The organism is Corallococcus sp. CA054B (assembly GCF_003611625.1).
Classification (GTDB): domain Bacteria; phylum Myxococcota; class Myxococcia; order Myxococcales; family Myxococcaceae; genus Corallococcus; species Corallococcus coralloides.
The window spans coordinates 14497-35933 of record NZ_RAVY01000094.1 but is presented as its reverse complement, the minus strand read 5'-3'; the positions used below and the strand labels follow the sequence as shown (position 1 = coordinate 35933).

The window sequence follows — 21437 nt, the reverse complement described above, 5'->3', positions numbered from 1 at the left end:
CGCTGGGTTGGGACGCGGCTTCGCGGTGGGAAGCGCAAGGGGCGGGGGAGGTGGCCCGCGTGCTGCTGCTGAATGCGCTGTTGCCCGAGCCCACGCCCGCGGGCCGGGGAGCGCTGGTGGGCGCGGCTGGACGCGTGCTGTCGTCCGTGGAGACCGCCCGGCTCGTGTTCGCGCGGGATGCCAGCGCGGCGCAGGTGGTGCGGGCGCGGCTGGCGTAGCGGGGGCTCGCGCTTGCCGCGCGTCTGCGTTACAGCGGGCGTGGGAGGCGGACGCTGGTGGCTGAGACGCGGGTGCCGTTGACGGTGATCGCAGGACCCACGGCGTCCGGGAAGACGGCGTTGGCCATCGCCTGGGCTCGCGACGCGGGCGGGGAGATCGTCAGCGCGGACTCGCAGCAGGTGTACCGCGCCTTCGACATCGGCACCGCGAAGCCCTCCGCCGAGGAGCTGGCCGCCGTGCCGCACCACCTGGTCTCCTGCGTGGAGCCGCTCGAGCCCTTCTCCGCCGCCGAGTACCAGCGCCGCGCGGACGCGGCCATCGCGGACATTGCCTCGCGAGACAGGCCGGTGTTCGTCGTCGGAGGCACCGGCCTGTACCTGCGCATCCTGCTGCACGGCGTGGTGGACGCGCCCGGCGCCCTGCCTTCGCTGCGCGCGGAGCTGGAGGCGCTCGCGGCGGAGAAGGGGAGGGAGGCCGTGCATCGCCGGTTGGCCGAGGTGGATCCGGAGACCGCGGCGAAGCTGCCTCCCCAGGACCTGGTGCGCGTTGTCCGCGCCCTGGAGATCCACGCGCAGACGGGCGTGCCCGCGTCCGAGTTCCGCCGCGCCCATGCCTTCGCGCCGGACCGCTATCCCTTCCAGCTCTACGTGTTGGATCCGCCGCGCGAGTCCCTCTACGCCGCCATCAACGCGCGCACGGAGGCGCTCTTCTCGCGGGGACTCGTGGAGGAGACACGGACCCTGCTGGAGCAGGGCTACGCGGACGCAGCCCCCATGCGCAGCGTCGGCTACGTGCAGGCCCGCGCCGTGGTGGAGGGGCGGATGACCCGCGAAGAGGCCATCGCCGACACCGCGCAGGAAACCCGGCGGTACGCCAAGCGGCAACTCACCTGGTTCCGCAAGGAGCCCGGCGCGGTGTTCCTGTCACCGCCGTACACCCGGCCTGCCCTTCAGGCGCGGTAGGCCGCCCTGGCCCCTGCCTGGTGTTCCGCCTCATTTCGTCCCGTGGCGCCGATTGTTCGCGCCCGGTCGCGCTCCCATCTTCCACCAGGAAGCGCTACCCCCACCACGTCCACTCCCGGACCGACAGGCGGCCGAGGGCCCGGGGCGGGCAGCCATCACCGTGGAGATTGCCATGCGAACGAACGTCGAACGCGCGCCGGAGACCCGGCCGGATCGTCCCTCCCGGGGAGCCTCCGCCATGTGGGGCGGCCCCTTCCTCCTGGGCCTGCTGACGGCGATCGCGGGGGTCGTGCTGCTGGGCGCCACGTTCTTCACCAGCATGGTCACCGTCTTCTTCGTGGGGATGATGCTGGTGATTGGCGGTGTCCTGGAGATCGTCGCGGCCATCCGCTCACGCAGCGAAAGCCGGAGCGCCTTCTGGTCCTTCATGCTGGGAGGCGTCCTCACCACCGTGGTCGGCATCCTCACCGTCATGTACCCGGCGGCGGGGCTGGCCTCCCTCACGCTGCTGATCGCCGGCTACTTCTTCGCCAGCGGCCTCTTCCACGTCATCACGTCGGTCATGGACCGCTACTTCCAGTGGGGATGGGACCTGGCCTACGGCCTCATCTCCCTGGTCCTGGGCATCAGCGTGATGGCCAGATGGCCCTCGTCCTCCGTGTGGCTCGTGGGCACGCTGGTGGGGCTCGCCGTCTTCTTCCGCGGCATCTCGATGATGTCCGGCTCACTCATCCTGCGACGGGGACTGCATCGCGTGGAGGCTTGAGCGAGCGCCAATTTACTGCGAGTGAATCAAGGATATCGGTGGGTGAAGTTCAGCCTGGATGGCCGATGCGGTAGATGATGCCGTTCGCGTCGTCGGTGACGAGCAGCGAGCCATCGGCGGCCATGACCGTATCGGCCAGGCGGGCGAACTGGGTGGTGCCGTCCGTGCTGAGCCAGCCCGTCGCGAAGTCCTCGAACGCGGTGGGCGTGCCCTGCGCGTCGAAGCGCACGCGGACGACCTTGTAGCCGGTGGGCGGGTTGCGGTTCCACGAGCCACGCATCGCCACGAAGGCGTTGCGGCGGAACTCCTCGGGGAAGAGGGTGCCCGTGTAGAAGGTCAGGCTCATGGGCGCCGAGTGCGCCTGGTACTCCAGCGCCGGAGGCTGCGTCTTCGCGCAGTACTCCGGCCTCGACTGGCCGTCCGGCGGCTCCTGGCTGAGGAACGCGTCCGGCTCCTGCTTGCCCAGGCAGTACGGCCAGCCGTAATCCGCGCCCTCCTGGATGCGGTTGAGCTCCTCCGGCGGGTAGTCATCCCCGCGCGAGTCCGAGCCGTGGTCCATGCCCCACAGCTGCCCGGACACGGGGTGCCACGCGAACCCGATGGTGTTGCGCAGCCCCTTCGCGAACACGGCGCGGCCCGTGCCGTCCGGCTCGAAGCGCAGCAGCGTGGCGTTCTCCGGGTTGGCGTCCGCGCACGCGTTGCACGTGCTGCCCACGGACACGTACAGCTTGCCGTCCGGCCCGAAGGCGAGCGTCCGGTTGGGGTGCTGCCCGGCGTCCGGCAGCCGGTCGATGAGGAGCGTCGGCGCCCCCAGCGTGTCGTCCGCGTTCACCGGCGCCACGAACACCTGCGTGTCCGTGATCATGAAGAGCTGGTCGCCCTGGAGCGCCAGCCCGTGCACGCCCGTGTTCTTCGTGCCCAGGCCGCTCGCCACGACGACGTTCTGATCCGCCGCGCCGTCGCCGTTCGTGTCGCGCAGCAGGGTGACGCGGCCGGCCTCGCGTTCGGTGACGTAGACGGCGCCGCTGGGGCGGACCGCCAGTTTGCGCGGGTTCGTGAGCCCCTGCGCGAAGACACCTACCTGGAAGCCAGCGGGGACGCGCAGCTGCGCCAGTCGATCCGTACCGAAGGGCTGCTTCGCGGGCTTCACCAGGTTGTTGGGCACCGTCACCGCCCGCACCGCGGCTTCCGTCGGTGGCGCCTGGGGCGTGGGGATGGCGGCGTCCAGCGGCGTTTGATCACCGTTGTTGGGCGTCGTCTTGTCCGAGCACGCGACAGACAGGCACAGCAGGGCACCTGCGAAGAGCCGGGAAGGGGTCATGGGCTGCGCACCCTGTGCACGGGGTGCGCACCCCACAACCTGGACAGCGCCTACTTCGTCTTCTTGTGCGCGTCGTCGAACAGGTCCGCGAACTGATCCCGCGCAACGTGCTTCAGATCACCCTTCGCGTCCGGACGCTCCAGCGTGAAGTCGCTGGACTTCGTCGGATCCACACCGACGTCCGCGAGGATCGGCCGCTCGTGCGGCTCCGGCTGCCACACAGGCTTGCCCGGCTGGCTGCGGTTCACGGCCGTCTCGTCCAGGCCCGGATGCGTGGACGTGCGGATGTCCCGCTGGATGTCGAACTGATCGAAGACGTCCCCGCCCTTCGCGTCGCGCGCCGGGTTGTGGAGGATGCGGCTCTGGCCGTAGTCCGGTGAGTGGGCCTTCGTCTCCTTCTCGGTTGCGCGCAGGTAGGCGTCAGGAAGCAAAACGGTCTTCGCCAAATGTTTCCACGACCGAGGGCCGGATGACGTCGCGCGGCGAGCCGAGCGGGTCCGGCACGCGGCCGGTGAGCTGGCACAGGAGGCGGTCCGGGTTCACCGGCTTGGGCAGGAAGGCCTCCGCGCCCGCGTCGAGCGCGCGCTGCCGCACGTGCGGACGGTTGAGGCCGCTCATCACCAGCACGCGCGTGTCGCGGGTGAGCGGGTGCTGCTTGAGGCCTTCACACAGACGCAGGCCGTCCACCCAGTGCAGCACCACGTCCAACAGGATGGCGGTGGGCGGACGCCGCGCCACCGCGCAGAACAGCGCCAGCTCGTCCGCGAAGGACACCACGCGCGCGCCGGTGCTCTCCAACAGGAGAGTGAGCGCCTCGCGCGTGTCCGCGTCGTCGTCCACCACGTAGTAGAGGTCCGGCTCCACCTCCGGCACCAGCGTGGGCACGGGCTCGATGGGCGTGCGCAGCCACGAGCCCACCACCTCGCGCACGCCCGACCAGCGCGCCGCGGACAGGAGGCCCAGCGGAGTGGGGGAGCTCAGCCCCAGCACGCCGCCGCCGTATACGCCGCCCGACGAGTGCTTGGCGCGCGCCGCGACGAACGCCGCCGGAGCCCGCTTGCCCGCGCGGCGCAGCCACGTGATGGAGCGCGCTCCCGCCGCCGCGTCCTCCATCAGCTCGCCCAGCCCGTCGCGCACGTAGCGGCGCTCCAGCGACGGCGCGTCCAGGCCGCCATCCAGCAGCGCCACCGCGGCGCGGCTGCACGACGCCAGCGTCTCCGACAGGCCCACCTGCAGCGGGTGGCCGAAGGCCGCGGGGCCCACCACCAGCTGCCCGGGCGCCACCAGCGTGCGGCCGGGGCCGAAGGGCAGGCGCGTCGTCTCCAGGGTGGTGAGTTCGAAGCCCTCCTCCAGGAGGCCGTCGCGCGCGGCCATCATCAGCACCTGGCACAGGTCCGCGGGCGTCACCGCCGCGCCAAAGGCCAGCGCGTACACGGACGATGCGCTCGGGATGAGGAACAGCGCATCCACGGAAGGCAGCGGCGAAACCCACAGCCGCGCCACCGGCGCCAGGTCCCGGCCCGGCATCCCGCCTTGAATGCGCGCCTGCACCGCCGGCATGGACGGCGCCGGCTTGAAGCCCTTGAAGAAGGCGTCACCCAGAAGAGGTCCCGCGCCCGCGGCCAGCGCCACCGCGTGGAAGCGCTCGCCGCTGCCCTGTGCACGGACGACCAGGGGGCCCGCGTTGCGCACCGCCGTGGGCGCGTCCGGGGCGGGCGCCTGCCGCTCCACGCGCTCCACGTGGCGGGTCACGAACCGGGCGCCCTGCGCGCTGGCCGCCGTGGACAGTACGTGGCGCACCATGTCCAGGCCGCCTTCGCCCCGGGGCCAGCCATCCACGACCCAGAGGCCGCCGGCCGCGCAGGGCAGCAGCTCGCGCTCGCCCTGGGAGATGACCTCCACGCCGCGCAGCTCGTGCGCGCGCCACTCCGGAGGAATCCGGCAGCCCAGCGCGGCGAGCCGCGAGCGGCACTCCGGCGTGAGCAGGGCAGGGGGCGCGGTGCGCTCCTCGGTGCCCCCCGCGTAGACGCGCACGTCCAGGGCCACGCCCCGCGCGCGGCCGTTGAAGAGAAGAGAGGCCGCGAGCCCCGCCCCGGCGATGCCGCCGCCGACGATCGCCACCCTCGAACCACTCGCCAGCTTGCTGGTCCCGCTCATCGCGCGCCCTCGTTCCCTTCCCGCCGTCAGTGCCGCTGCGCCGCAGGGGTGTTGTGGAGCGACTGGCCGTACACCACCACCCGGTCGCGCCCCTCCCGCTTGGCCTCGTAGAGCGCGGCGTCCGCCGCCTTCAGCAAGGCCTCCGTGCTCTCACGCGGGGAGTCGGCCGTGTGGTCCGCCACGCCCACGCTGATGCTCAACCCGAAGGGCGCCGGGCGCCCGTCACCGCGCTGCACGTTCACGCCGCGCAGCTCCGAGCGCAGGCGCTCCGCGAACACCGCGGCCTCCATCGACGTCTGGTGCGGCAGCAGCACGACGAACTCGTCCCCGCCGAAGCGCGCCGCGAAATCGGACTCGCGCAGGTTGCCCTGCATCAGCGTGGCCAGGGCCAGGATGGCGCGGTTGCCCACGTCGTGGCCCATGCCGTCGTTGATGGCCTTCAGGTGGTCCAGGTCGATGACCACCACGCTCAGCGCGTAGCCGTAGCGCTGGGCGCGCTTGAACTCGTCCTCCAGCCGCACGGACAGCGCCCGGAAGTTCGCCAGGCCCGTGAGCGCGTCCGTCTGCGCCAGCACCTGGAGCTTGCGCTGCTGCTCGCTCTGGCGCACCGCGCGGTCGATGCGGGCGAGCAGTTCGCGCGAACTCGCCGGCTTGTGGATGAAGTCCACGGCGCCCATCTCCAGGCATCGCTCCAGGGTCGCCTCGTCCGCGTCCCCCGTGAGGAAGATGACCGGCACCGTCTCCGTGCGCACGTCGCCCTGGAGCGTCTCCAAGACCGCCAGCCCATCCCCGGAGGGCAGGAACCGGTCCAGCAGCACCAGGTCCGGGCGGTGCTCGCGCGCCAGCTCCACGCCCGCGTCCGCGTCCGAAGCGGCCAGCACGTCGAAGCGTGGGGCGAGCAGGTCCATCAGGCCTTCGCGCACGCCGATGTCGTCCTCGATGATGAGCAGGAGCGCGCGCTCACTGCTGCGGCCGTGCCGTTCCATGAACTGGTTCGCTCCGCTCGCCTGACCCGAAATGGCAGGCCGAAAGTCTCGGGCGCCACGCCCTTCCAGGTGCTCCCCACGCCCTTGCGCCCCACGCGCACCCGCCGCCGCCTCGTTCTGCAAGCACCCACCCACCCATCCAAACTTCACCCGAGACCTCCGGCTGCCAAGCCCGTCCGCCTCCGCGGGGGCTTTGGGAATCGTCCGCCCCGGTCGCCCGCGTGCCCCTGCCCGAGAGCAAGCCCTGTGCCCCGCGCTTCACATGCGGGACTGCCTCTTTTCAGGGGGTTGCATGGGGGCTGGCGAGACAGCCAACAAGACAGCCGGAAGACGTTGCAGCGTGGGTTCCCCGCGCACGGTAGGAATTGCCGGACGAAGGGCCGCTCCGGCGCCGTACGCGGAGGTGGGGTGGAGCGGCTGATCCGTTGGGAACTCCCCGGAAGCGCGCGGTAGGCGGCGCCGTCGACGGGGTTTCTACAAGCAGCGAAAGCGGGCCCTGGCGCCATTGCGGTGGCGCCGGGCCATCACTTCCACCGGGACTTCAGCGCCGGTTCGTGAACTGCACGCGGCGCCCGCCACCCTGGGGCGGCATCATCGGCGGCGCCTCCAGGCCGAACTGCCACCAGAGCGGCTCGTAGGGCTTCATCTTCAGGCGCTTGTCGTTCTGCAACTGGGCGAGGCTGCCCTTGAGCTTCTCGTCGGACGGGTTCTGCTCCACGCCGCGCGCGAGCACGCGCTGGGCCGCGTCCTTGTCCTTCAGCTGAAGCAGGCACCACGCGTACACGGCCCAGACGATGGATTCCTTCTTGCCGCTCTTCACCGCGGCCTCGAAGGAGGTCTTCATGGCGGACGCGTCGTTGCGGCGGAAGTGCAGGGCGCCCTCCATGGCCTTGGCCATGTAGTTGCGGCCGCTGGCCTTCTCCAGGTGGGGCTTCGCGCCGTCCAGGTCCTTGATCATGTACTTCAGCATCCCGATCTGCGCGTGGATCTCCGGGCCGATGAGGAACTGCCACTTGTCCCAGACCAGGCCCTGCTCCAGCGTCTGGACGGCGCGGTCCACGCGGCCCTGGGCCTCCTTCTGGTTGGCGGGCTGGCCCTGGAGATCCTTCTGCACCGTCGTCATCAGCGCCTGGACCCGGGTGGAGACCCGGCGGGCGAGCACGATGTAGGTGGCGAAGAAGACGATGACGCCGGGCACGATGCCGGCCCACCAGGAGAAGCCGCCGGCGAACTTCACCAGCACGCCGACCGCCAGCCCGACGGCCAGGGAGATGAGGAGGTTGTACATGCGCTGCCCCTTTAGCGGTGTGCGTGGACAGCCGCAATCTTCGGATGCACACGAACCGAAGGCGCGATATACGTTCGGCCGCCTCGTTCACACCCAAGGGGCCCTCTGTCGAAATTGGTAGACGAGGCGGACTCAAAATCCGCTGCGGCTGACCCCGCGTCCCGGTTCGAGTCCGGGGAGGGCCATCTTCAAACGCAGACCCGGCGCCCGAGATGCCGTCCTTCCGGGCCGCCCGAACTTGAAAGCGCTCCCCTGTTCCCCGCGCTGGAAGACGCGATGAAGGTCCTGCTGGTCGAGGATGATCCGAGCCTCCGTGAAGGAATGGGAGAGCTGGTCTCCGAGCTGGCGGACGTGCAGGCGGTGGGCACCCTCGACGAAGCGCTGCGCGCCCTGGCAGCGGATCGCTTCGAGCTGGTGATGACCGACATGCGCATCGCCGGAGGCCACACGGATGGCCGGGGCGTCCTGGAGGCCGCGCGCCGGCAGCGCCACCCGGTGGCCATCGTCAGCGCCGCCGGTCAGGACGAGGTCGCCCAGGTACTGCATCCCTCGGTGCCGGACGCGGTGCTGATCAAGCCCTTCCAGGTGGACGACATCATGGAGCTGGTGGAGCGCTTCCTGGCGCTCAAGCGCCAGGTGGTCGCCGCCGCCCGGGAGCCCGTGGCCGGGGATTCCCCCGAGTGGACCGAGCTATCACCCGGAGTGAAGTGCGCTGGTTCGGCGCCGGACAGCGACCGGACCTGGCTGCGGCTGGCGGCGGAAGCAGCCTTCCCCTGGAACCGTTCCCGGTCCGCCCATGGCGTCCTCCTCCTGGAGGGCGACCTGGAGCTGGACGGCGAACGCTATGCCGCGCCGTGCTACCTGTTCCTCTCCCAGGGCGCGTCGCCCCAGGTGAAGACGCGTGCCGGTGCGCTGGCCGTGTGCGTTCCGCTGCGCGGCTAGGCGAAGAGGTCATCCGTGGACATTCCCCTCTGGCCCACGCCGCATGAGCCGTCACGTCTGGGGCGTCCGTCCCGGCGCGCGGCCACCGCGGCGGTGGAGACGCACATCGCCGTCCTCAAGGGCGAGCCGCTGAAGGCCGCGCTCGCCACCGCGCTGCGGGAGGCGGAAGGGCTGGGCGGACAGGAGCGGCGCTTCGTGGCCCTGGCGGCGCGCGAGCTGTCCCGGCACACGCGGCTGTTGGATCTGGCGGCGCGGCAGCTGGGGCATTCCCCGGGCAAGCACGCGCTTACGGAGGATCAGGCGCTGGTGCGCTACGCGCTCTGGCGGCGCCTCTTCTGTGGAGAGGGCTGGGCGCGCATCGGGCCGGAGGTGAAGCTGCCGGGGCCGGTGCGGCCGCGCACGCTGCATGACGCGGTGCTGGAGGGGCTCGTCACCAAACCCCTGGCGGAGCCCGCCGCGGCGGAGGGCGCGGAGGCCGTCGTCGAGCGGCTGGCCACCCGGTACTCGTTCCCGGGCTGGCTCACGCAGCGGCTGGCGCAGGTGTATCCGGAAGGAACGCTCGCGGGGCTGATGGCGTCCCTGGACGAGGAGCCGTCGCTGCACTTCCGCGCGCGGCCCCCGGGCACTCGTGACGCGGTGCTCGCGGCGCTGGCGGAGGAGGGCGTGGCGGTGGAGGCGGTGCCCGGCGCTCCGGACGCGCTGCGGGTGGCGGACTCCAGCCACCGCATCTTCGAGTCCCGGACGATGAAGGCCCGGCGGCTCCAGGTGCAGGACGTGGGCAGTCAGCTCATCGTCCTCGCGTGCCTGCCTCCCGGGGCCACGTTGGAGGGGCTCACCGTGGCGGATGTGTGCGCGGGGGCCGGCGGCAAGACGCTGGGGCTCGCGGATCTGGTGGGCGCGAAGGGGAAGGTGCTCGCGGGGGACCGCTCCAAGCGGCGGCTCTCCGACGCGCGCGACCGCGTGCGTGAGTTCGGCCTGAAGCAGGTGGCGTTCCCGCATCCGGTGCCGCTGGACGCGGTGGACGTGGTGCTGGTGGACGCGCCGTGCAGCGGCACCGGGTCCCTGGCTCGCGAGCCGGATCAGAAGTGGAAGCTGTCCGCGAAGGCCATCACGGAGTTCCAGGCCACGCAGTCCCAGCTGCTCGCGGAGGTGGCCGCGCAGGTGAAGCCCGGGGCGCGCATCGTCTACGCCACGTGCTCCGTGCTGCCGGAGGAGAATGACGCGGTGGTGGAGGGCTTCCTCAAGAAGCACCCGGGCTTCGCCCTGGAGCCGGTGGGGGAGGGCTGGCCAGCGGAGCTCCAGGTGGGAGTGGACGGCCCCTACCTGCGCGCCCTGCCGCCCCGGGTCCCCGGCGGAGGCTTCTTCGCCGCCCGGCTGGTCCGCAAGGCGGGTTGACAGTCGCCGAGCCGCCACGTTACGCACGAACGACCTTCTCCTCTCCCGAGGGTGACAGCCGTGGCGGCAGATCCGAAGCAGACGGAAGTGATGCGGCAGATCAACGAAGCCTTCCAGGCGGCCGAGTCCAAGCTGGCCAAGCTGCGGGAGGCCGTCGAGCGCAACACGGAGCTGGCGCGGGCCAACGGCAAGGCGGCCTTCCTCAAGGACAAGAAGGAGCAAACCCACCGCGAGCTGGGCGAGGCCGTCTGGCAAGCCGTCCAGGCAGGCCGGCTGGAGCTGCCCGCGAACTTCGCCCGGCTGCTCCAGAACATCGCGGCGGCGGAGAAGGCGGCGGCGGACCACGCCGCGTCCCTCACCGACCTGCTGCGGGAAGGAGAAGAGGTGGCGGATCGTTTGAAGGTAAAAACCGTCGCGAAGCCGCAAAAAGTTGTGGCGTCCGGAACGAAGAAGCCATAGAAGTCGCCCCGCCTCACGGCACGGACCGCCCCCCACGGCGGACCGGGCAGCACGCAGCAAAGAAGGGGCTATAGCTCAGCTGGGAGAGCGCTTGAATGGCATTCAAGAGGTCACCGGTTCGATCCCGGTTAGCTCCACACTGAAGTGAGAGAGGCCCGCGAGAGAAATCTCGCGGGCCTTTTGCTTTTGCGGCCTTCGGCGGAGGGGGCAGCTCCCCGGCGCCCTCGCTACGGGTTCGCCGGGACGTCGCGGGGCAGCCGCACGGTGAAGGTGGTTCCCGCCTCGGCGGTGGACTCCACGGTGATGATGCCCCCGTGGGCCTCCACCAGCTGTTTCACGATGTAGAGCCCCAGGCCGATGCTCCGGCTGCTGTGGTCCACCTCGCCGCTGGGACGCTGCAGCGGCTGGAAGAGGCGGTCCATCCGCTCCGGAGGGATGGGGGCCCCCTCGTTGTGGATGGACAGCGTCACGGCGTCGGCCTCTCCGTGGGTCTCCACCCGGACGGCGGTGTCCCGGGGGCTGTACTTCAGCGCGTTGGTCACCAGGTTCTGGGCCAGCTGCCCCAGCCGGTCGGGGTCCCACGCGCCCAGGCCGCTGCCGCTCCGGCGCCGGCGGATCTCCCGGTCCGGGTGCGTGGCTTCGATCTCCTCCAGCACGCCGTCCACGATTTCGTGCAGGTCCGACGCGCGCCGCTGGATGTGCAGCCCGCCGCCCAGGCGCGCCTGGGTGAAGTCGAGCAGGTCGCGGATCATCCGGTGGGCCCGCTCCGCGGCGGACTGGATCCGGCTGACGGCCTTGGTGCTGCGCTCGTCCAGCTCCTCGCGGCGCATCAGGCTGGCGGCGCCCAGGAGGATGGCGCTCACGGGGTTGCGCAGGTCGTGGCTCACGATGCCGATGAGCTGCTGCTCGAAGTCCGCGCGCTGCTGCTGCTGGGCCTGGGCCTGGCGCAGCTCGTGGACGTCCATGGACGTGCCCACCCACTTGATGATCCGGCCCTCCGCGTCCCTCACGGACATGGCGCGCACCAGGTGCCAGCGGTACAGGCCGTCCCGGTAGCGCACCCGGTGCTCGGCCTCGAAGCGGTCGCCGCGCGTCAGGGCGTCCACCCAGGCCCGGCCGCTGGAGGCCATGTCGTCGGGGTGAACGATGTAGCCGTAGCCCCGGTGCAACAGCGTCTCCGCGGTGACGCCGGTCTCCTCCGTCAGCACGCCGTTCACGTAGGTGACCGAGCCATCCGGGGCGGTGACGAAGACGGCCTCCGGCAGCGCCTCCGCGAGCGTGCGGAACTCCTCCTCGCTGCGGCGCAGGGCGTCCTCCGCGGCCTTGCGCAGGGTGACGTCCTGCATGGCGCCCACCATGCGCAGCGCCGTGCCGGCGGCATCGCGCACCACCCAGCCCCGGTCCTCCACCTGGGCATAGGTGCCATCCGCCTTGCGGAAGCGGTACTCGGCGCGCCAGTCGCTGCCTTCGGGCGCTTCCGCGGCGGCGTGGAGGCTTTCGATGGCGTGCGCGCGGTCCTCCGGGTGGACGGCGTCCGTCCACCAGTCCAGCCCGGGGGACACCGTGCCGGGCGCGTAGCCGAAGAGCGTGTAGATGCCCTCGCTCCAGGTGAGCTGCTGGGTGCTCAGCTCCAGGTCCCAGACGGCGTCCTTCGTGGCCCGGGTGGCCAGCCGGTAGCGCATCTCCGACAGCTTGAGCGCCTTGAGCAGCTCCTCGCGCTGGGCGCGTCCCCGCGCGGCGTTCACCGTTCCCTCCAGGCGGGCCACCAGCTCCCGCACGCCGAAGGGCTTCACCAGGTAGTCGTCCGCGCCGGCGGTGAGGCCCTCCACCTTCGCCTCCTCTCCCGCGCGCGCGGACAGGAGGATGACGGGGACGGAGGCCGTGCGGGGATCCGACTTCAGCGCGCGCAGGAGCCCGAAGCCGTCCAGCCCCGGCATCATCACATCCGACAGCACCACGTCCGGTGGGCGCTCCCGCACCACGGCCAGGGCGGCGGCGCCGTCCGCCACCGTCTCCACCGTGAAGCGCCCCTCCAGCGAGCGCCGCACGTAGTCGCGCATGTCCGCGTTGTCGTCCGCCATGAGCACGTGCCCGCGCACGGCTCCCAGCGGCGCCTCCGGGATGGGCACGGGCGCGGGCGTGACGCCCGCGTCCATCAACCACTGCGCCGCCTCCTGCACGAAGCTCTCCGGCCCCTGGGCCCGGACGGCCTCCCGCGAGGTGGACCTCAGCTGCTCCGGCGGCAGGTGCGCCGTGCCGGTGGGCAGGGAGACGGTGAAGGTGCTGCCCTGGCCCGGCGTGCTCTCCACGGAGACGCGGCCGCCGTGCAGCTCCACCAGCTCCCGTACGAGCGCCAGCCCGATGCCGCTGCCTTCATGGCTGCGCCCCCGCGCGCCCTCCACCCGGTGGAAGCGGTCGAAGACGCGGGGCAGCTCGTTCGCGGGGATGCCCGTGCCCGTGTCGCTGACGGACAGCTCCACCCGGCCGTCCTCTTCGCGGAGCCGGACGGCGAGGGTGCCCTGGAAGGTGAACTTGAAGGCGTTGGAGAGGAGGTTGAGGACGACCTTCTCCCAGAGCTCGGGGTCCACCCAGACGGGGGTGGACAGGGAAGGGCAGTCCACCTGGAGCCGCAGCCCCGCCTTCTTCGCCAGCGAGTCGAACGCGCTCGCGAGCCCCGCGGTGAGCGGCCCCAGGTCCGTGGGCTCGAAGGTGGCCCGCATGCGGCCCGCCTCCAGGCGGCTGAAGTCGAGCAGGCTGTTCACCAGCTTGTGCAGCCGCTGGCTGTTGCGCTGGACGATCGTCAGCCGCTCGCGGTGCGCGGGCTCCAGCGGGTGCTCGCCATCCGCGAGCACGTCCCCCAGCGGCCCCAGCATCAGCGTCAGCGGCGTGCGGAACTCATGGCTGACGTTGGAGAAGAAGGCCGTCTTCGCCTGGTCCAGCTCCGTCAGGGCCTCCGCCTGACGCCGGGCGTCCTCGTGCGCGCGGGCCCCGGCGATGGCCGCGCCCAGTCCGTTGGCGACCAGCTCCAGGAACGACCGGTACGACGCATCCGCGGGCACCCGCGGGGACATGCCCAGCACGAGCACGCCCGCGGGATTCGACTCGCCGGGGCGGGCCATTGGCAGGACGAGCGCGGAGCCCGGCTGCGGCACGCCGTCTCGCAGGGGGAGGGGACCGAAGCGGGCTTCCAGTCCCTGGACCTGCTCGGCCTGCCCGGAGCGGATCACCTGGGCCAGGGGCCAGGGGGAGGCCGCGCCCGGCTCCAGGCTCACCTCCCTGGGACAGAAGGCGCAGTCCGCCTCCAGGCCCATGTGCCCCTCCAGCCGCGCCCGCGTGCCGTCCGCCTCCATGAGGTAGAGCAGCGCGAACGGGAGGTCCGCGGGGTTGGTGGCGAGCGCCTCCATGCCGCGCGTGGAGGCGTCGTGGATGCGAAGACTCCCTCCCGCGCGTGATGCCACCTCCTGCAGCGTCCGGAGCCGGCGCGCGTCCAGCACCTGGCTGGTCGTCTCCACCACCGTGTCCAGCACGCCGTTGACGGCCCCGGATTCGTCGCGGACGGGGCTGTAGCAGAAGGTGAAGTAGGTCTCCTCCAGGAAGCCGTTGCGCTCGACGAAGAGGCGCTGGTTCTCCGTCATGATGACGCGGCCCTCGCAACGGACCTGCTCCACCCACGGGCTGATCTGCTCCCAGACCTCCGCCCAGACCTCGTGTCCGGGCCTTCCCAGGGCGGCGGGGTGCTTGCCGCCCAGGATGCGGCTGTAGGCGTCGTTGTAGAGCTTCACCGCCCGCGGGCCCCAGAACACCATCATGGGAAAGCCCGAGTTCAGGCACACGCTGGCGATGGTGCGCAGGGACTGCGGCCAGGAGGACACCGGACCCAGCGGCGTCTTGGACCAGTCCATGCCGCGCATCAGGGCGCCCAGCTCGCCGCCGCCGGCGAGCACCTCCCGAGCCGCCGCGCGGTCGGCGTCGTCCGGCTGCGGCGCGGGTGCGTTCGCGCCGTGCCCACCGGACGTCCTGGATCCGTGACTCATCCCCGTTGCGTAATCGAAGCGCCTCGGAGAGGCCATTGGAGGAGCGTGGGAGGCCGGCCGCTCCAGGGCCTGCCAGCCCGCGAGCGTTCACGGCGAAACGCTCCCGGAGCATGGCGCCCGTCCCTCGCGGAGTCAGGCCGGGAAGGGCGCCACGCCACGGATGACCGCGCGCGGGGACTACTTGCCCGCGAAGACGTTCATCACGTCCTTGAGCAGCTTGATGGACTCGTCGTGCGGACGCTGGAAGGCGTTGCGGCCCATGATGGAGCCGAAGCCGCCACCCTGGTGGATCTGCTTGATGTCCTCCATGAGGGCGGAGGTCTCCTTCGCCTCGCCGCCGGAGAAGATGACGATGCGCTTGCCGTTGAACGCGGAGCGCACCACCTCGCGCACGCGGTCCGCGAGCGTCTTGGTGGAGATGTTCGCCTTCTCGAAGGCCTTCTTCGCCTCCGCCTGCTCCAGGTGGTCCGTGGGCGGCTTCACCTTGATGATGTGCGCGCCCATCTGCGCGCTGATCTGCGCCGCGTACGCCACCACGTCGATGGCCGTCTCGCCCTCCTTGGTCAGGGCGCCGCGCGGGTAGGCCCAGAGCACCGTGGGCAGGCCGTAGGACTTGGCCTCCGCGATGATGTCGCGCAGGTCCTGGTACTGCTCGTTGCGGGCCGCGGAGCCCGGGTAGATGGTGTAGCCCACCGCCGCGCAGCCCAGGCGCACCGCGTCCTTCACGGACGACGTCACCGCGGACATGGGCGCGGCCGTCTTGGCCAGCGAGTCGGAGTTGTTCACCTTCAGGATGAGGGGAATCTCGCCGGCCAGCTTGCCCGCGACGGCCTCCAGGAAGCCCAGCGGCGCCGCGTACGCGTTGCAGCCGGACTCGATGGCCAGCTGCGCGTGGTAGTCCGGATCATACCCGGCGGGGTTGGGACCGAAGGAGCGCGCGGGGCCGTGCTCGAAGCCCTGATCCACCGGCAGGATGACCAGCTTGCCCGTGCCGGCGAGCGTGCCGTGGTTCAGGAGGCGCGCCAGGTTCGTCAGCGTGCCGGGGTTGTCGGAGGGATACCAGGAGAGGATCTGCTTGACGCGGTCGGTGTAGGCCATGGGGTTTTCCTTGAAGGAAGGCGTCGAAACCGGCGCGGGATTCTGCGTTCGTTGCCCGCGCCCACCAAGCGTTGTCTGAACGGAATGTCCGCGACTGTTACGCCCTCTGCACAGAAATGCTGCGCCGTCGCGGGCTTCCGGATATGCCCGGCCGCACACGAGGCGGACCACAGCATGGGCAGAGAAGTCGGCAAGGTCGTCGCAGTGGCAATGATGCTCACCGGTGGCGTGGCGGGCGCGCAGATCTCGCCCACGACGGCTCCCTCGAATGCTCCTGGAACGGGGGCGCCGGGGACCGCGACTCCCTCGCCCGGCAACCTGTCCCCTGGCACCGTGCCCACCCCCTCGCCCGGCACCACTTCGGCCCCCGGTCCCTCGGGCACCGGTTCGTCCGCCGCCAACCCCACCCCTGGCACGCGCGCGCCGCTGCCGGGCCCCGCCGCCGTGAACCCTGGCCCTGCCGCCGAGCCGGGCAACGCCGCCCAGGGCGCCACCACCGGCACGCCCAGGCCGGCCGCCGCCACCCCGGGCGCGCAGGACCTGGGCACGTCCCCCATCTCCCCCGGCTCGGGCGACGGCGCGCGCGGCGACCTCACCCCCGGCACTCCCCGGGGCCCCCCGGAGGAGGCCCAGGCCCCGGGCACCTCCCAGGCCGCGAAGCCCCTGAAGGGGCCCATCACCCTGGCCCAGCTGGTGGCGAGGGCGCGCACGCAGGACGCGCGCGTGGCGGAGGCCTCCGCGGAGCTGCGCAAGTTCCAGGCGCTCTACGATCAAGCCCGCTGGGCCTGGTTCCCCCGGTTCGAGATCACCCTGGGCGCGGGCGGCCCCGTCCCCGAGGCGCGCAACAACGGCCTGGGCGGCCCGCCCACCACGGAGGCGTCGCTGGAGGGCGACTGGAACTTCGGCAAGGTGGGCGTGACGGTGTTCTCCACCGGCAACGCGGTGCTGCCGCTGTACACCTTCGGCAAGCTCTCCGCGCTGGAGAAGGCGGGAGAGCAGGGCCCCAAGGTGGGCGCGGCGCTGCGCGAGCGCGTGCGCGCGGAAGCGGGCTTCCAGGCCGCGCAGGCGTACTACGGCTACCAGCTGGCCCGGGCCGGGCTGAAGCAGCTGGAGGACGTGTCCAAGCGCCTCAAGGACGCGGGCGACAGGATCGACGCGCTCCTCAAGGAGGACTCGGATCAGGTGACGAAGCTGGACACCTACAAGCTGGGGTACTTCCGCCAGCTGGTGGAGTCGCAGCGCGCCACCGCCATCCAGGGGGAGCAGTTCGCGCTCACCGCCATCCGGCTGCTCGCCAACGCGGGCCCGGACGAGCAGGTGGAGGTGATGGAGGAGGACCTGCCGCTCCAGGGCGACGTGAACGTGCCCGACCTGGAGACCTCGCTGAAGCAGGCCAACGAGCGCCGCCCGGAGCTGAAGGCCATCGCCGCGGGCATCATCGCGCGCGAGCAGGAGGTCATCATCCGCGAGCGCAGCTACTACCCGGACCTGGGGCTCGCGGGTTACTACGACGTGCGCTGGACGAGCAGCGCCACGCGCCAGCGCAGCCCCTTCGCGTACGACCCCTTCAACGACCGCACCGCGGGCCTGGGCCTGGTCATCCGGGGCACCTTCGACATCCCCATCAAGGACGCGCAGCTGGAGCAGGCCCGCGCGGAGCTGGACAAGCTGCACGCGCAGGAGCTGACGCTCAAGGCCGGCATCCGGCTGGAGGTGACGCAGGTGCAGGGCCAGCTCGCCGCGGCCTACTCGCGCGCGAAGTCCTTCACGGAGGCGGAGAAGAACGCGAAGCGCTGGGCCACCGCCGCCTACGCCGCCTTCGACCTGGGCACCGGCGACACGCGTGAGCTGGTGGACGCCTTCACCGCGCTGGCCCAGGCCTCCGCCGAGCGCGGCAAGAGCTGGCACGACGTGCGCGTCGGATTGGCGTCACTCGCCCGCGTCACCGGTGCCGTCCCCACGGCGGATGAATAACCCTTCCAGGCTGCCAGTCCTCACAGGTGTCGTCACACCTGAACTTCAACCCGGAGCTTCATCGCTATGATTGCTTCCCTGCTTGCCGCCACGCTGCTCGCCGCCGCCCCCGTGAGCCCGCTCAACGTGGTGAAGAACGGCAACGCCGCCGTGCAGAAGGCGGCCAACGCCCCTGGCGCCACCGTGCAGTCCCTGGCGACCGTCGTGGAGTCCTTCGTGGACTTCGAGGAACTCGCCAAGCGCGCCCTGGGTGAGAAGGCCTGGGCGGGCCTCACCGCCGCCCAGCGCAAGGAGTTCACCGACACCATGACGGGCCTGCTGCGCGCCTCGTACGCCCAGAAGGCCATCGGCCAGGCGAAGGCGGACGTGAAGTATGGCAAGGAGAGCGTGCAGGGGACCGAGGCCACGGTCGACACCGAACTCACCGTGAAGACGGACCAGGTGCCCGTGAACTACCGCCTCTACAAGGCCACGCCCAAGGCCGACTGGCGCATCTACGACGTCATCACCGACGAGGTGTCGCTGGTGGACACGTACAGCGGCCAGTTCAAGAAGATCCTCTCCACCAAGGGCTTTGACGGCCTGCTGACGACGCTCAAGTCCAAGCGCGCCCAGCTGGAGAAGGAGAACGCCAACACCAGCGCGGCCTCCGTGAAGGAGTCCGCCGCCGGGGGTTCTGGCGCCGCGCCGCAGGCGAAGTAGCCACCCGCTTCACGGTGTTGCCTTTCCGCCCGGGTGCCCCAAGCGCCCGGGCGGAAAGCGTTTCAGGACGTCAGGCGGGCCGCTGGAACACGCGGTACGTCTTGGAGCGCTGGCCGCCCATGGACTCGATGGCGCGGTTGACCAGGTGGTTGTCCTCCAGCGTCCACGAAATCTCGCCGCCCGTGTACCCCAGCTCCTTCGCGGTGCGCAGGGTGTCCAGGTAGAGGATGGCGTCCAGGCCGCGGCGCCGGTAGCCCTCCTTGATGCCCAGCGTGAGCAGGCGCAGCCGCTTGAGCTTGCGCGACGCCAGCACCAGCTTCACCAGGCCGATGGGCAGGCCAAACGTCGTGAGCCGCCCGTTGGCCGCCTTGAACGCCGCGTTGGCGTCCGGCAGCGTCATGGAGAAGGCCACGGGCTCGCCCTTCACCTCCGCGATGAGCAGCAGCTCCGGACGCACGATGGCCTTCATCTCCTTGGCCATGTGCTCGAACTCGCGGTCCGTGAAGGGGATGAAGCCCCAGTTCTTCTCCCAGGCCGCGTTGTAGATCTGCTTGATGCGGGCGACCTCGGCGGGGAAGTCCTTCAGGTTCACCGGGCGCACGGTGACGCCCTCGCGCTGGCGGATCTTCTCCGCGATGCGCGCCACCTTCTCCGGCGGCGGCGTGGACGAGGACAGCTCGTAGGCGAACAGGTCCTTCGCCTTGGTGAAGCCGCACGTCTCCAGCAGGCCCGCGTAGTACGCCGGGTTGTAGGGCATCATCAGCGCGGGAGGGCTCTCATAGCCCTCCACGAGCAGGCCCCAGTCCTGGTTGGAGGAGAAGTTGGCCGGCCCCAGCACGGTGTCGATGCCGCGCGCCTTCAGCCACGCGCTGGCCGCGTCCAAGAGGCCCCGGGCCACGCCCGCGTCGTTCACGCACTCGAAGAGGCCGAAGAAGCCCTCCTTCGTGCCGTGGAACTCCATGTGGCGCGGGTTCTTGATGGCCGCCACCCGGCCCACCACGTCCTGCCCGCGGCGCGCGAGGAACAGCTCCACCTCCGCGTAGTCGAAGAAGGGGTTCTTCTTCGGGTCCAGGAAGTCGCGGCGCTCCATCTCCAGCGGCGGCACCCAGTTCGGGTCGTCACGGTAGAGCGAGTACGGCAGCCGGATGAACGCCGTCCGGTCCGCCGCGCCGCGCACAGGGGTCACCTGCACGTCGGAGGGCATGGAAGTAGGGGAGGAGGCTGCGTCTTCGTGCTTGGCGGGGCGGGCCATGGGTGGGGATCAGTTCCTTTCGGCCTGGTTGCCGCCGTCGGAACTGTCGCTGCCGTTGCGCATGAACAGCTGCGCGCCCTTCTCCAGGAGCACGCCGCCCAGCTCGCTGCGCTTCTCCCACAGCTTCTTGGGCGCGCCGCCCAGCCGCCGCAGGTCCTCCGGCTGCAGGTTCGCCGCGCGCCAGGTGAGCTGCTCCACCGCGTCGAAGAACTTCCCGGCCATCTCCCGCGACGACATCCGCGACAGCTGCTCCAGGCTGAAGCCCTTGTCCGCGAGCAGGCCCGCGCTGCCCGCCGCCCACGTCTCGCTCGCCTTGTTGCTGCGCACCGCGCTGCCCGGCCGGGCGATCTTCACCGGCTCGTACACCGTGGGGCGCGTCTCCGGGATGACGTTGAGCTTGCGGCCGATCTTCTCGAAGGTGTCCAGCACCTGATCCAGCTGCGCGTCCGTGTGCGTGGCCATGTAGCTGGTGCGGATCAGCGCGTGGCCCGCCTCCACCGCCGGCGGAATCACGGGGTTGGCGAACACGCCCGCCTCGTGCAGCGCGCGCCAGAAGCGGAAGCACTTCACCTGGTCGCCAATGTGCACCGGCACCACCGGCGTCACCGACACGCCCGTGTCGAAGCCCATGGCGCGGAAGCCGTTGTGCATCTTCTCCGCGATGTCCAGCAGGCGCTCGCGGCGCTGCGGCTCCGCCTCGATGATCTCCGTGGCCTTGAGCGCCGCCGCGATGGACGCGGGCGTCATGGACGCGGAGAAGATAACCGAGCGCGCCTTGTGGCGGATGTAGTTGATGACCTCGAAGGGGCCCGCGAGCACGCCGCCCAGCGACGCGAAGCTCTTGGAGAACGTGCCCATCACCAGGTCCACGTCCTTCTCCAGCCCGAAGTACTCGGAGGTGCCCCGGCCCAGCTCGCCCAGCACGCCCATGGCGTGGGCGTCATCCGTCATCACGCGGGCGTTGTACTGCTTGGACAGCTCCACGATGCGGGGCAGGTTGCAGACGTCGCCCTCCATGGAGAACACGCCGTCCGTGACGATGATCTTCCCGGCGCCCGGCTCCGCCGCGGCCAGCAGCTGCTCCAGGTGATCCATGTCGTTGTGGCGGAACTTGCGCTCGGTCGCGAACGACAGGCGCACGCCGTCCACCAGCGACGCGTGGTTCGCGCGGTCGCTGAACACGATGTCGTGACGGCCCAGGATGGACGCCAGCGCCAGGTTCGTCTGGAACCCGGTGGAGATGACGATGGCCGCCTCGCGGTTGAGGAACTTCGCCAGCCGCGCCTCCAGCTCCTCGTGCAGCGCCAGGGTGCCGTTGAGCAGGCGCGAACCGGAGCAGGTGGTGCCGAACTTCTCCGTGGCCTTGATGGCCGCTTCCTTCACGCGCGGATCCGCCGCCAGGCCCAGGTAGTTGTTCGAACCCACCATGATGACCCGCCGCCCCTCGATCTCCACCTCCGTGGAACCGTGCGACGCCTCGATGGCCCGGAAGTACGGGTACAGCCCCGTGGCCTTGGCGATGCGGTAGTCCTTCCAGGTACGGCACTTGTCGAACACGTCGCTCATGGTGGTCTTTCTTACGCGTCGGAGGGTGTGATCCGAGCCGCTTTCCATGTGCAGGGCGCGTTCCAGGTTCGGATTGCCCGGCCGCGCGAACACCCAGGGGGACGACGCGAGGGGGTCAATAAAGAGGGAAAACCGCACTGTCAAGGCGGGGACGGTCCCATCGCATCGCGTGTGGGGCATCCGTGTCAGGGCGCGCCTTGACAGTCATGCCGCATTGGTGGCACGCCGCGCCCCCGGACCTTCGTTCGCCAGTGGATGCTCCAGCACCCAGGGCGCACATGGGTTCACATGGGGAATGGGTCGCAAGGGGCCATCT

At 70.9% G+C, this 21437-nt stretch carries 16 protein-coding genes, 2 tRNA genes and 1 pseudogene; 10 read left to right on the top strand and 9 right to left on the bottom strand.

Features of this window, described 5'->3' with window-relative positions; genetic code table 11:
* From D7V80_RS22615 to D7V80_RS22605, 3 genes and pseudogenes are all read left to right on the top strand, one after another.
* Positions 1-218: pseudogene (locus D7V80_RS22615) on the top strand (hypothetical protein); the annotation flags it as partial.
* Positions 219-290: 72 nt separating this feature from the next.
* Positions 291-1181 carry a tRNA (adenosine(37)-N6)-dimethylallyltransferase MiaA gene (gene miaA, locus D7V80_RS22610; protein WP_199738798.1) on the top strand — a complete coding sequence of 297 codons (891 nt, stop codon included), beginning with the start codon at positions 291-293 and terminating at the stop codon, positions 1179-1181.
* A 172-nt stretch (positions 1182-1353) separates the two neighbouring features.
* Positions 1354-1947 carry an HdeD family acid-resistance protein gene (locus D7V80_RS22605; RefSeq protein ID WP_233585618.1) on the top strand — a complete coding sequence of 198 codons (594 nt, stop codon included), beginning with the start codon at positions 1354-1356 and terminating at the stop codon, positions 1945-1947.
* A 49-nt stretch (positions 1948-1996) separates the two neighbouring features.
* Here D7V80_RS22605 and D7V80_RS22600 read toward each other — a convergent pair whose 3' ends face one another.
* The 5 genes from D7V80_RS22600 to D7V80_RS22580 form a co-directional block, all read right to left on the bottom strand.
* Positions 1997-3268 carry a sorbosone dehydrogenase family protein gene (locus D7V80_RS22600; protein ID WP_120590114.1) on the bottom strand — a complete coding sequence of 424 codons (1272 nt, stop codon included), beginning with the start codon at positions 3266-3268 and terminating at the stop codon, positions 1997-1999.
* 50 nt (positions 3269-3318) lie between these two features.
* Entirely contained in the window at positions 3319-3714 is a 396-nt protein-coding gene (locus tag D7V80_RS22595; protein WP_147447178.1) for a hypothetical protein, read from the bottom strand.
* Positions 3689-5425 carry a two-component system response regulator gene (locus D7V80_RS22590; RefSeq protein ID WP_120590112.1) on the bottom strand — a complete coding sequence of 579 codons (1737 nt, stop codon included), beginning with the start codon at positions 5423-5425 and terminating at the stop codon, positions 3689-3691. The genes D7V80_RS22595 and D7V80_RS22590 overlap by 26 nt, the downstream gene beginning before the upstream one ends.
* Before the next feature lie 26 nt (positions 5426-5451).
* Positions 5452-6411 (bottom strand): diguanylate cyclase, encoded by a 960-nt coding sequence (locus D7V80_RS22585; RefSeq protein WP_120590111.1) that lies wholly within the window; start codon positions 6409-6411, stop codon positions 5452-5454.
* Between the two features lie 541 nt (positions 6412-6952).
* Complete coding sequence (locus D7V80_RS22580) at positions 6953-7699, bottom strand: M48 family metallopeptidase (protein WP_120590110.1); 747 nt, start codon at positions 7697-7699, stop codon at positions 6953-6955.
* Positions 7700-7798: 99 nt separating this feature from the next.
* On the opposite strand from D7V80_RS22580, the gene D7V80_RS22575 reads away from it, so the two are divergent.
* The 5 genes from D7V80_RS22575 to D7V80_RS22555 all read left to right on the top strand — a co-directional run bounded on the left by D7V80_RS22575 (position 7799) and on the right by D7V80_RS22555 (position 10632).
* Positions 7799-7884: transfer RNA gene (locus tag D7V80_RS22575), tRNA-Leu, on the top strand.
* Positions 7885-7975: 91 nt separating this feature from the next.
* The gene (locus tag D7V80_RS22570; RefSeq protein WP_120590109.1) at positions 7976-8641 is read left to right on the top strand and encodes a response regulator; all 666 of its coding nucleotides are present in this window, start codon (positions 7976-7978) and stop codon (positions 8639-8641) included.
* Between the two features lie 15 nt (positions 8642-8656).
* The gene (locus tag D7V80_RS22565; RefSeq protein ID WP_233585617.1) at positions 8657-10036 is read left to right on the top strand and encodes an RsmB/NOP family class I SAM-dependent RNA methyltransferase; all 1380 of its coding nucleotides are present in this window, start codon (positions 8657-8659) and stop codon (positions 10034-10036) included.
* A gap of 60 nt (positions 10037-10096) precedes the next feature.
* On the top strand, positions 10097-10495 hold the full coding sequence (locus D7V80_RS22560) for a hypothetical protein (RefSeq protein ID WP_014397072.1): 399 nt from the start codon (positions 10097-10099) through the stop codon (positions 10493-10495).
* Positions 10496-10559: 64 nt separating this feature from the next.
* A tRNA-Ala gene (locus tag D7V80_RS22555) sits at positions 10560-10632 on the top strand.
* Between the two features lie 90 nt (positions 10633-10722).
* On the opposite strand, the gene D7V80_RS22550 is transcribed toward D7V80_RS22555, so the two are convergent.
* Together D7V80_RS22550 and D7V80_RS22545 are read right to left on the bottom strand one after the other, a co-directional pair.
* A complete protein-coding gene (locus D7V80_RS22550) occupies positions 10723-14529 on the bottom strand; it encodes an ATP-binding protein (protein WP_120590108.1) in 3807 nt (1268 codons plus the stop codon).
* A gap of 177 nt (positions 14530-14706) precedes the next feature.
* Positions 14707-15627: a class I fructose-bisphosphate aldolase gene (locus D7V80_RS22545; protein ID WP_120590107.1), complete on the bottom strand. Its 921-nt coding sequence runs from the start codon at positions 15625-15627 to the stop codon at positions 14707-14709.
* A 174-nt stretch (positions 15628-15801) separates the two neighbouring features.
* Between D7V80_RS22545 and D7V80_RS22540 the strand changes: the two genes are divergently transcribed.
* Positions 15802-17601, top strand: a complete 1800-nt coding sequence (locus D7V80_RS22540; RefSeq protein ID WP_120590106.1) for a TolC family protein — start codon at positions 15802-15804, stop codon at positions 17599-17601.
* A 66-nt stretch (positions 17602-17667) separates the two neighbouring features.
* Entirely contained in the window at positions 17668-18303 is a 636-nt protein-coding gene (locus D7V80_RS22535; protein ID WP_120590105.1) for a phospholipid-binding protein MlaC, read from the top strand.
* 70 nt (positions 18304-18373) lie between these two features.
* Here D7V80_RS22535 and D7V80_RS22530 read toward each other — a convergent pair whose 3' ends face one another.
* Together D7V80_RS22530 and D7V80_RS22525 are read right to left on the bottom strand one after the other, a co-directional pair.
* Positions 18374-19555 carry an N-acetyltransferase gene (locus tag D7V80_RS22530; protein WP_120590104.1) on the bottom strand — a complete coding sequence of 394 codons (1182 nt, stop codon included), beginning with the start codon at positions 19553-19555 and terminating at the stop codon, positions 18374-18376.
* Between the two features lie 9 nt (positions 19556-19564).
* Positions 19565-21121: an aminotransferase class I/II-fold pyridoxal phosphate-dependent enzyme gene (locus D7V80_RS22525; RefSeq protein ID WP_120590103.1), complete on the bottom strand. Its 1557-nt coding sequence runs from the start codon at positions 21119-21121 to the stop codon at positions 19565-19567.
* Between the last annotated feature and the right edge of the window lie 316 nt (positions 21122-21437).

Coding starts and splice junctions, on each gene's coding strand:
- D7V80_RS22605 (WP_233585618.1), top strand. CDS start 1,354: ATGCGAACGAACGTCGAACGCGCGCCGGAGACCCGGCCGGATCGTCCC.
- D7V80_RS22600 (WP_120590114.1), bottom strand. CDS start 3,268: ATGACCCCTTCCCGGCTCTTCGCAGGTGCCCTGCTGTGCCTGTCTGTC.
- D7V80_RS22590 (WP_120590112.1), bottom strand. CDS start 5,425: ATGAGCGGGACCAGCAAGCTGGCGAGTGGTTCGAGGGTGGCGATCGTC.
- D7V80_RS22585 (WP_120590111.1), bottom strand. CDS start 6,411: ATGGAACGGCACGGCCGCAGCAGTGAGCGCGCGCTCCTGCTCATCATC.
- D7V80_RS22580 (WP_120590110.1), bottom strand. CDS start 7,699: ATGTACAACCTCCTCATCTCCCTGGCCGTCGGGCTGGCGGTCGGCGTG.
- D7V80_RS22570 (WP_120590109.1), top strand. CDS start 7,976: ATGAAGGTCCTGCTGGTCGAGGATGATCCGAGCCTCCGTGAAGGAATG.
- D7V80_RS22550 (WP_120590108.1), bottom strand. CDS start 14,529: ATGAGTCACGGATCCAGGACGTCCGGTGGGCACGGCGCGAACGCACCC.
- D7V80_RS22545 (WP_120590107.1), bottom strand. CDS start 15,627: ATGGCCTACACCGACCGCGTCAAGCAGATCCTCTCCTGGTATCCCTCC.
- D7V80_RS22540 (WP_120590106.1), top strand. CDS start 15,802: ATGGGCAGAGAAGTCGGCAAGGTCGTCGCAGTGGCAATGATGCTCACC.
- D7V80_RS22535 (WP_120590105.1), top strand. CDS start 17,668: ATGATTGCTTCCCTGCTTGCCGCCACGCTGCTCGCCGCCGCCCCCGTG.
- D7V80_RS22530 (WP_120590104.1), bottom strand. CDS start 19,555: ATGGCCCGCCCCGCCAAGCACGAAGACGCAGCCTCCTCCCCTACTTCC.
- D7V80_RS22525 (WP_120590103.1), bottom strand. CDS start 21,121: ATGAGCGACGTGTTCGACAAGTGCCGTACCTGGAAGGACTACCGCATC.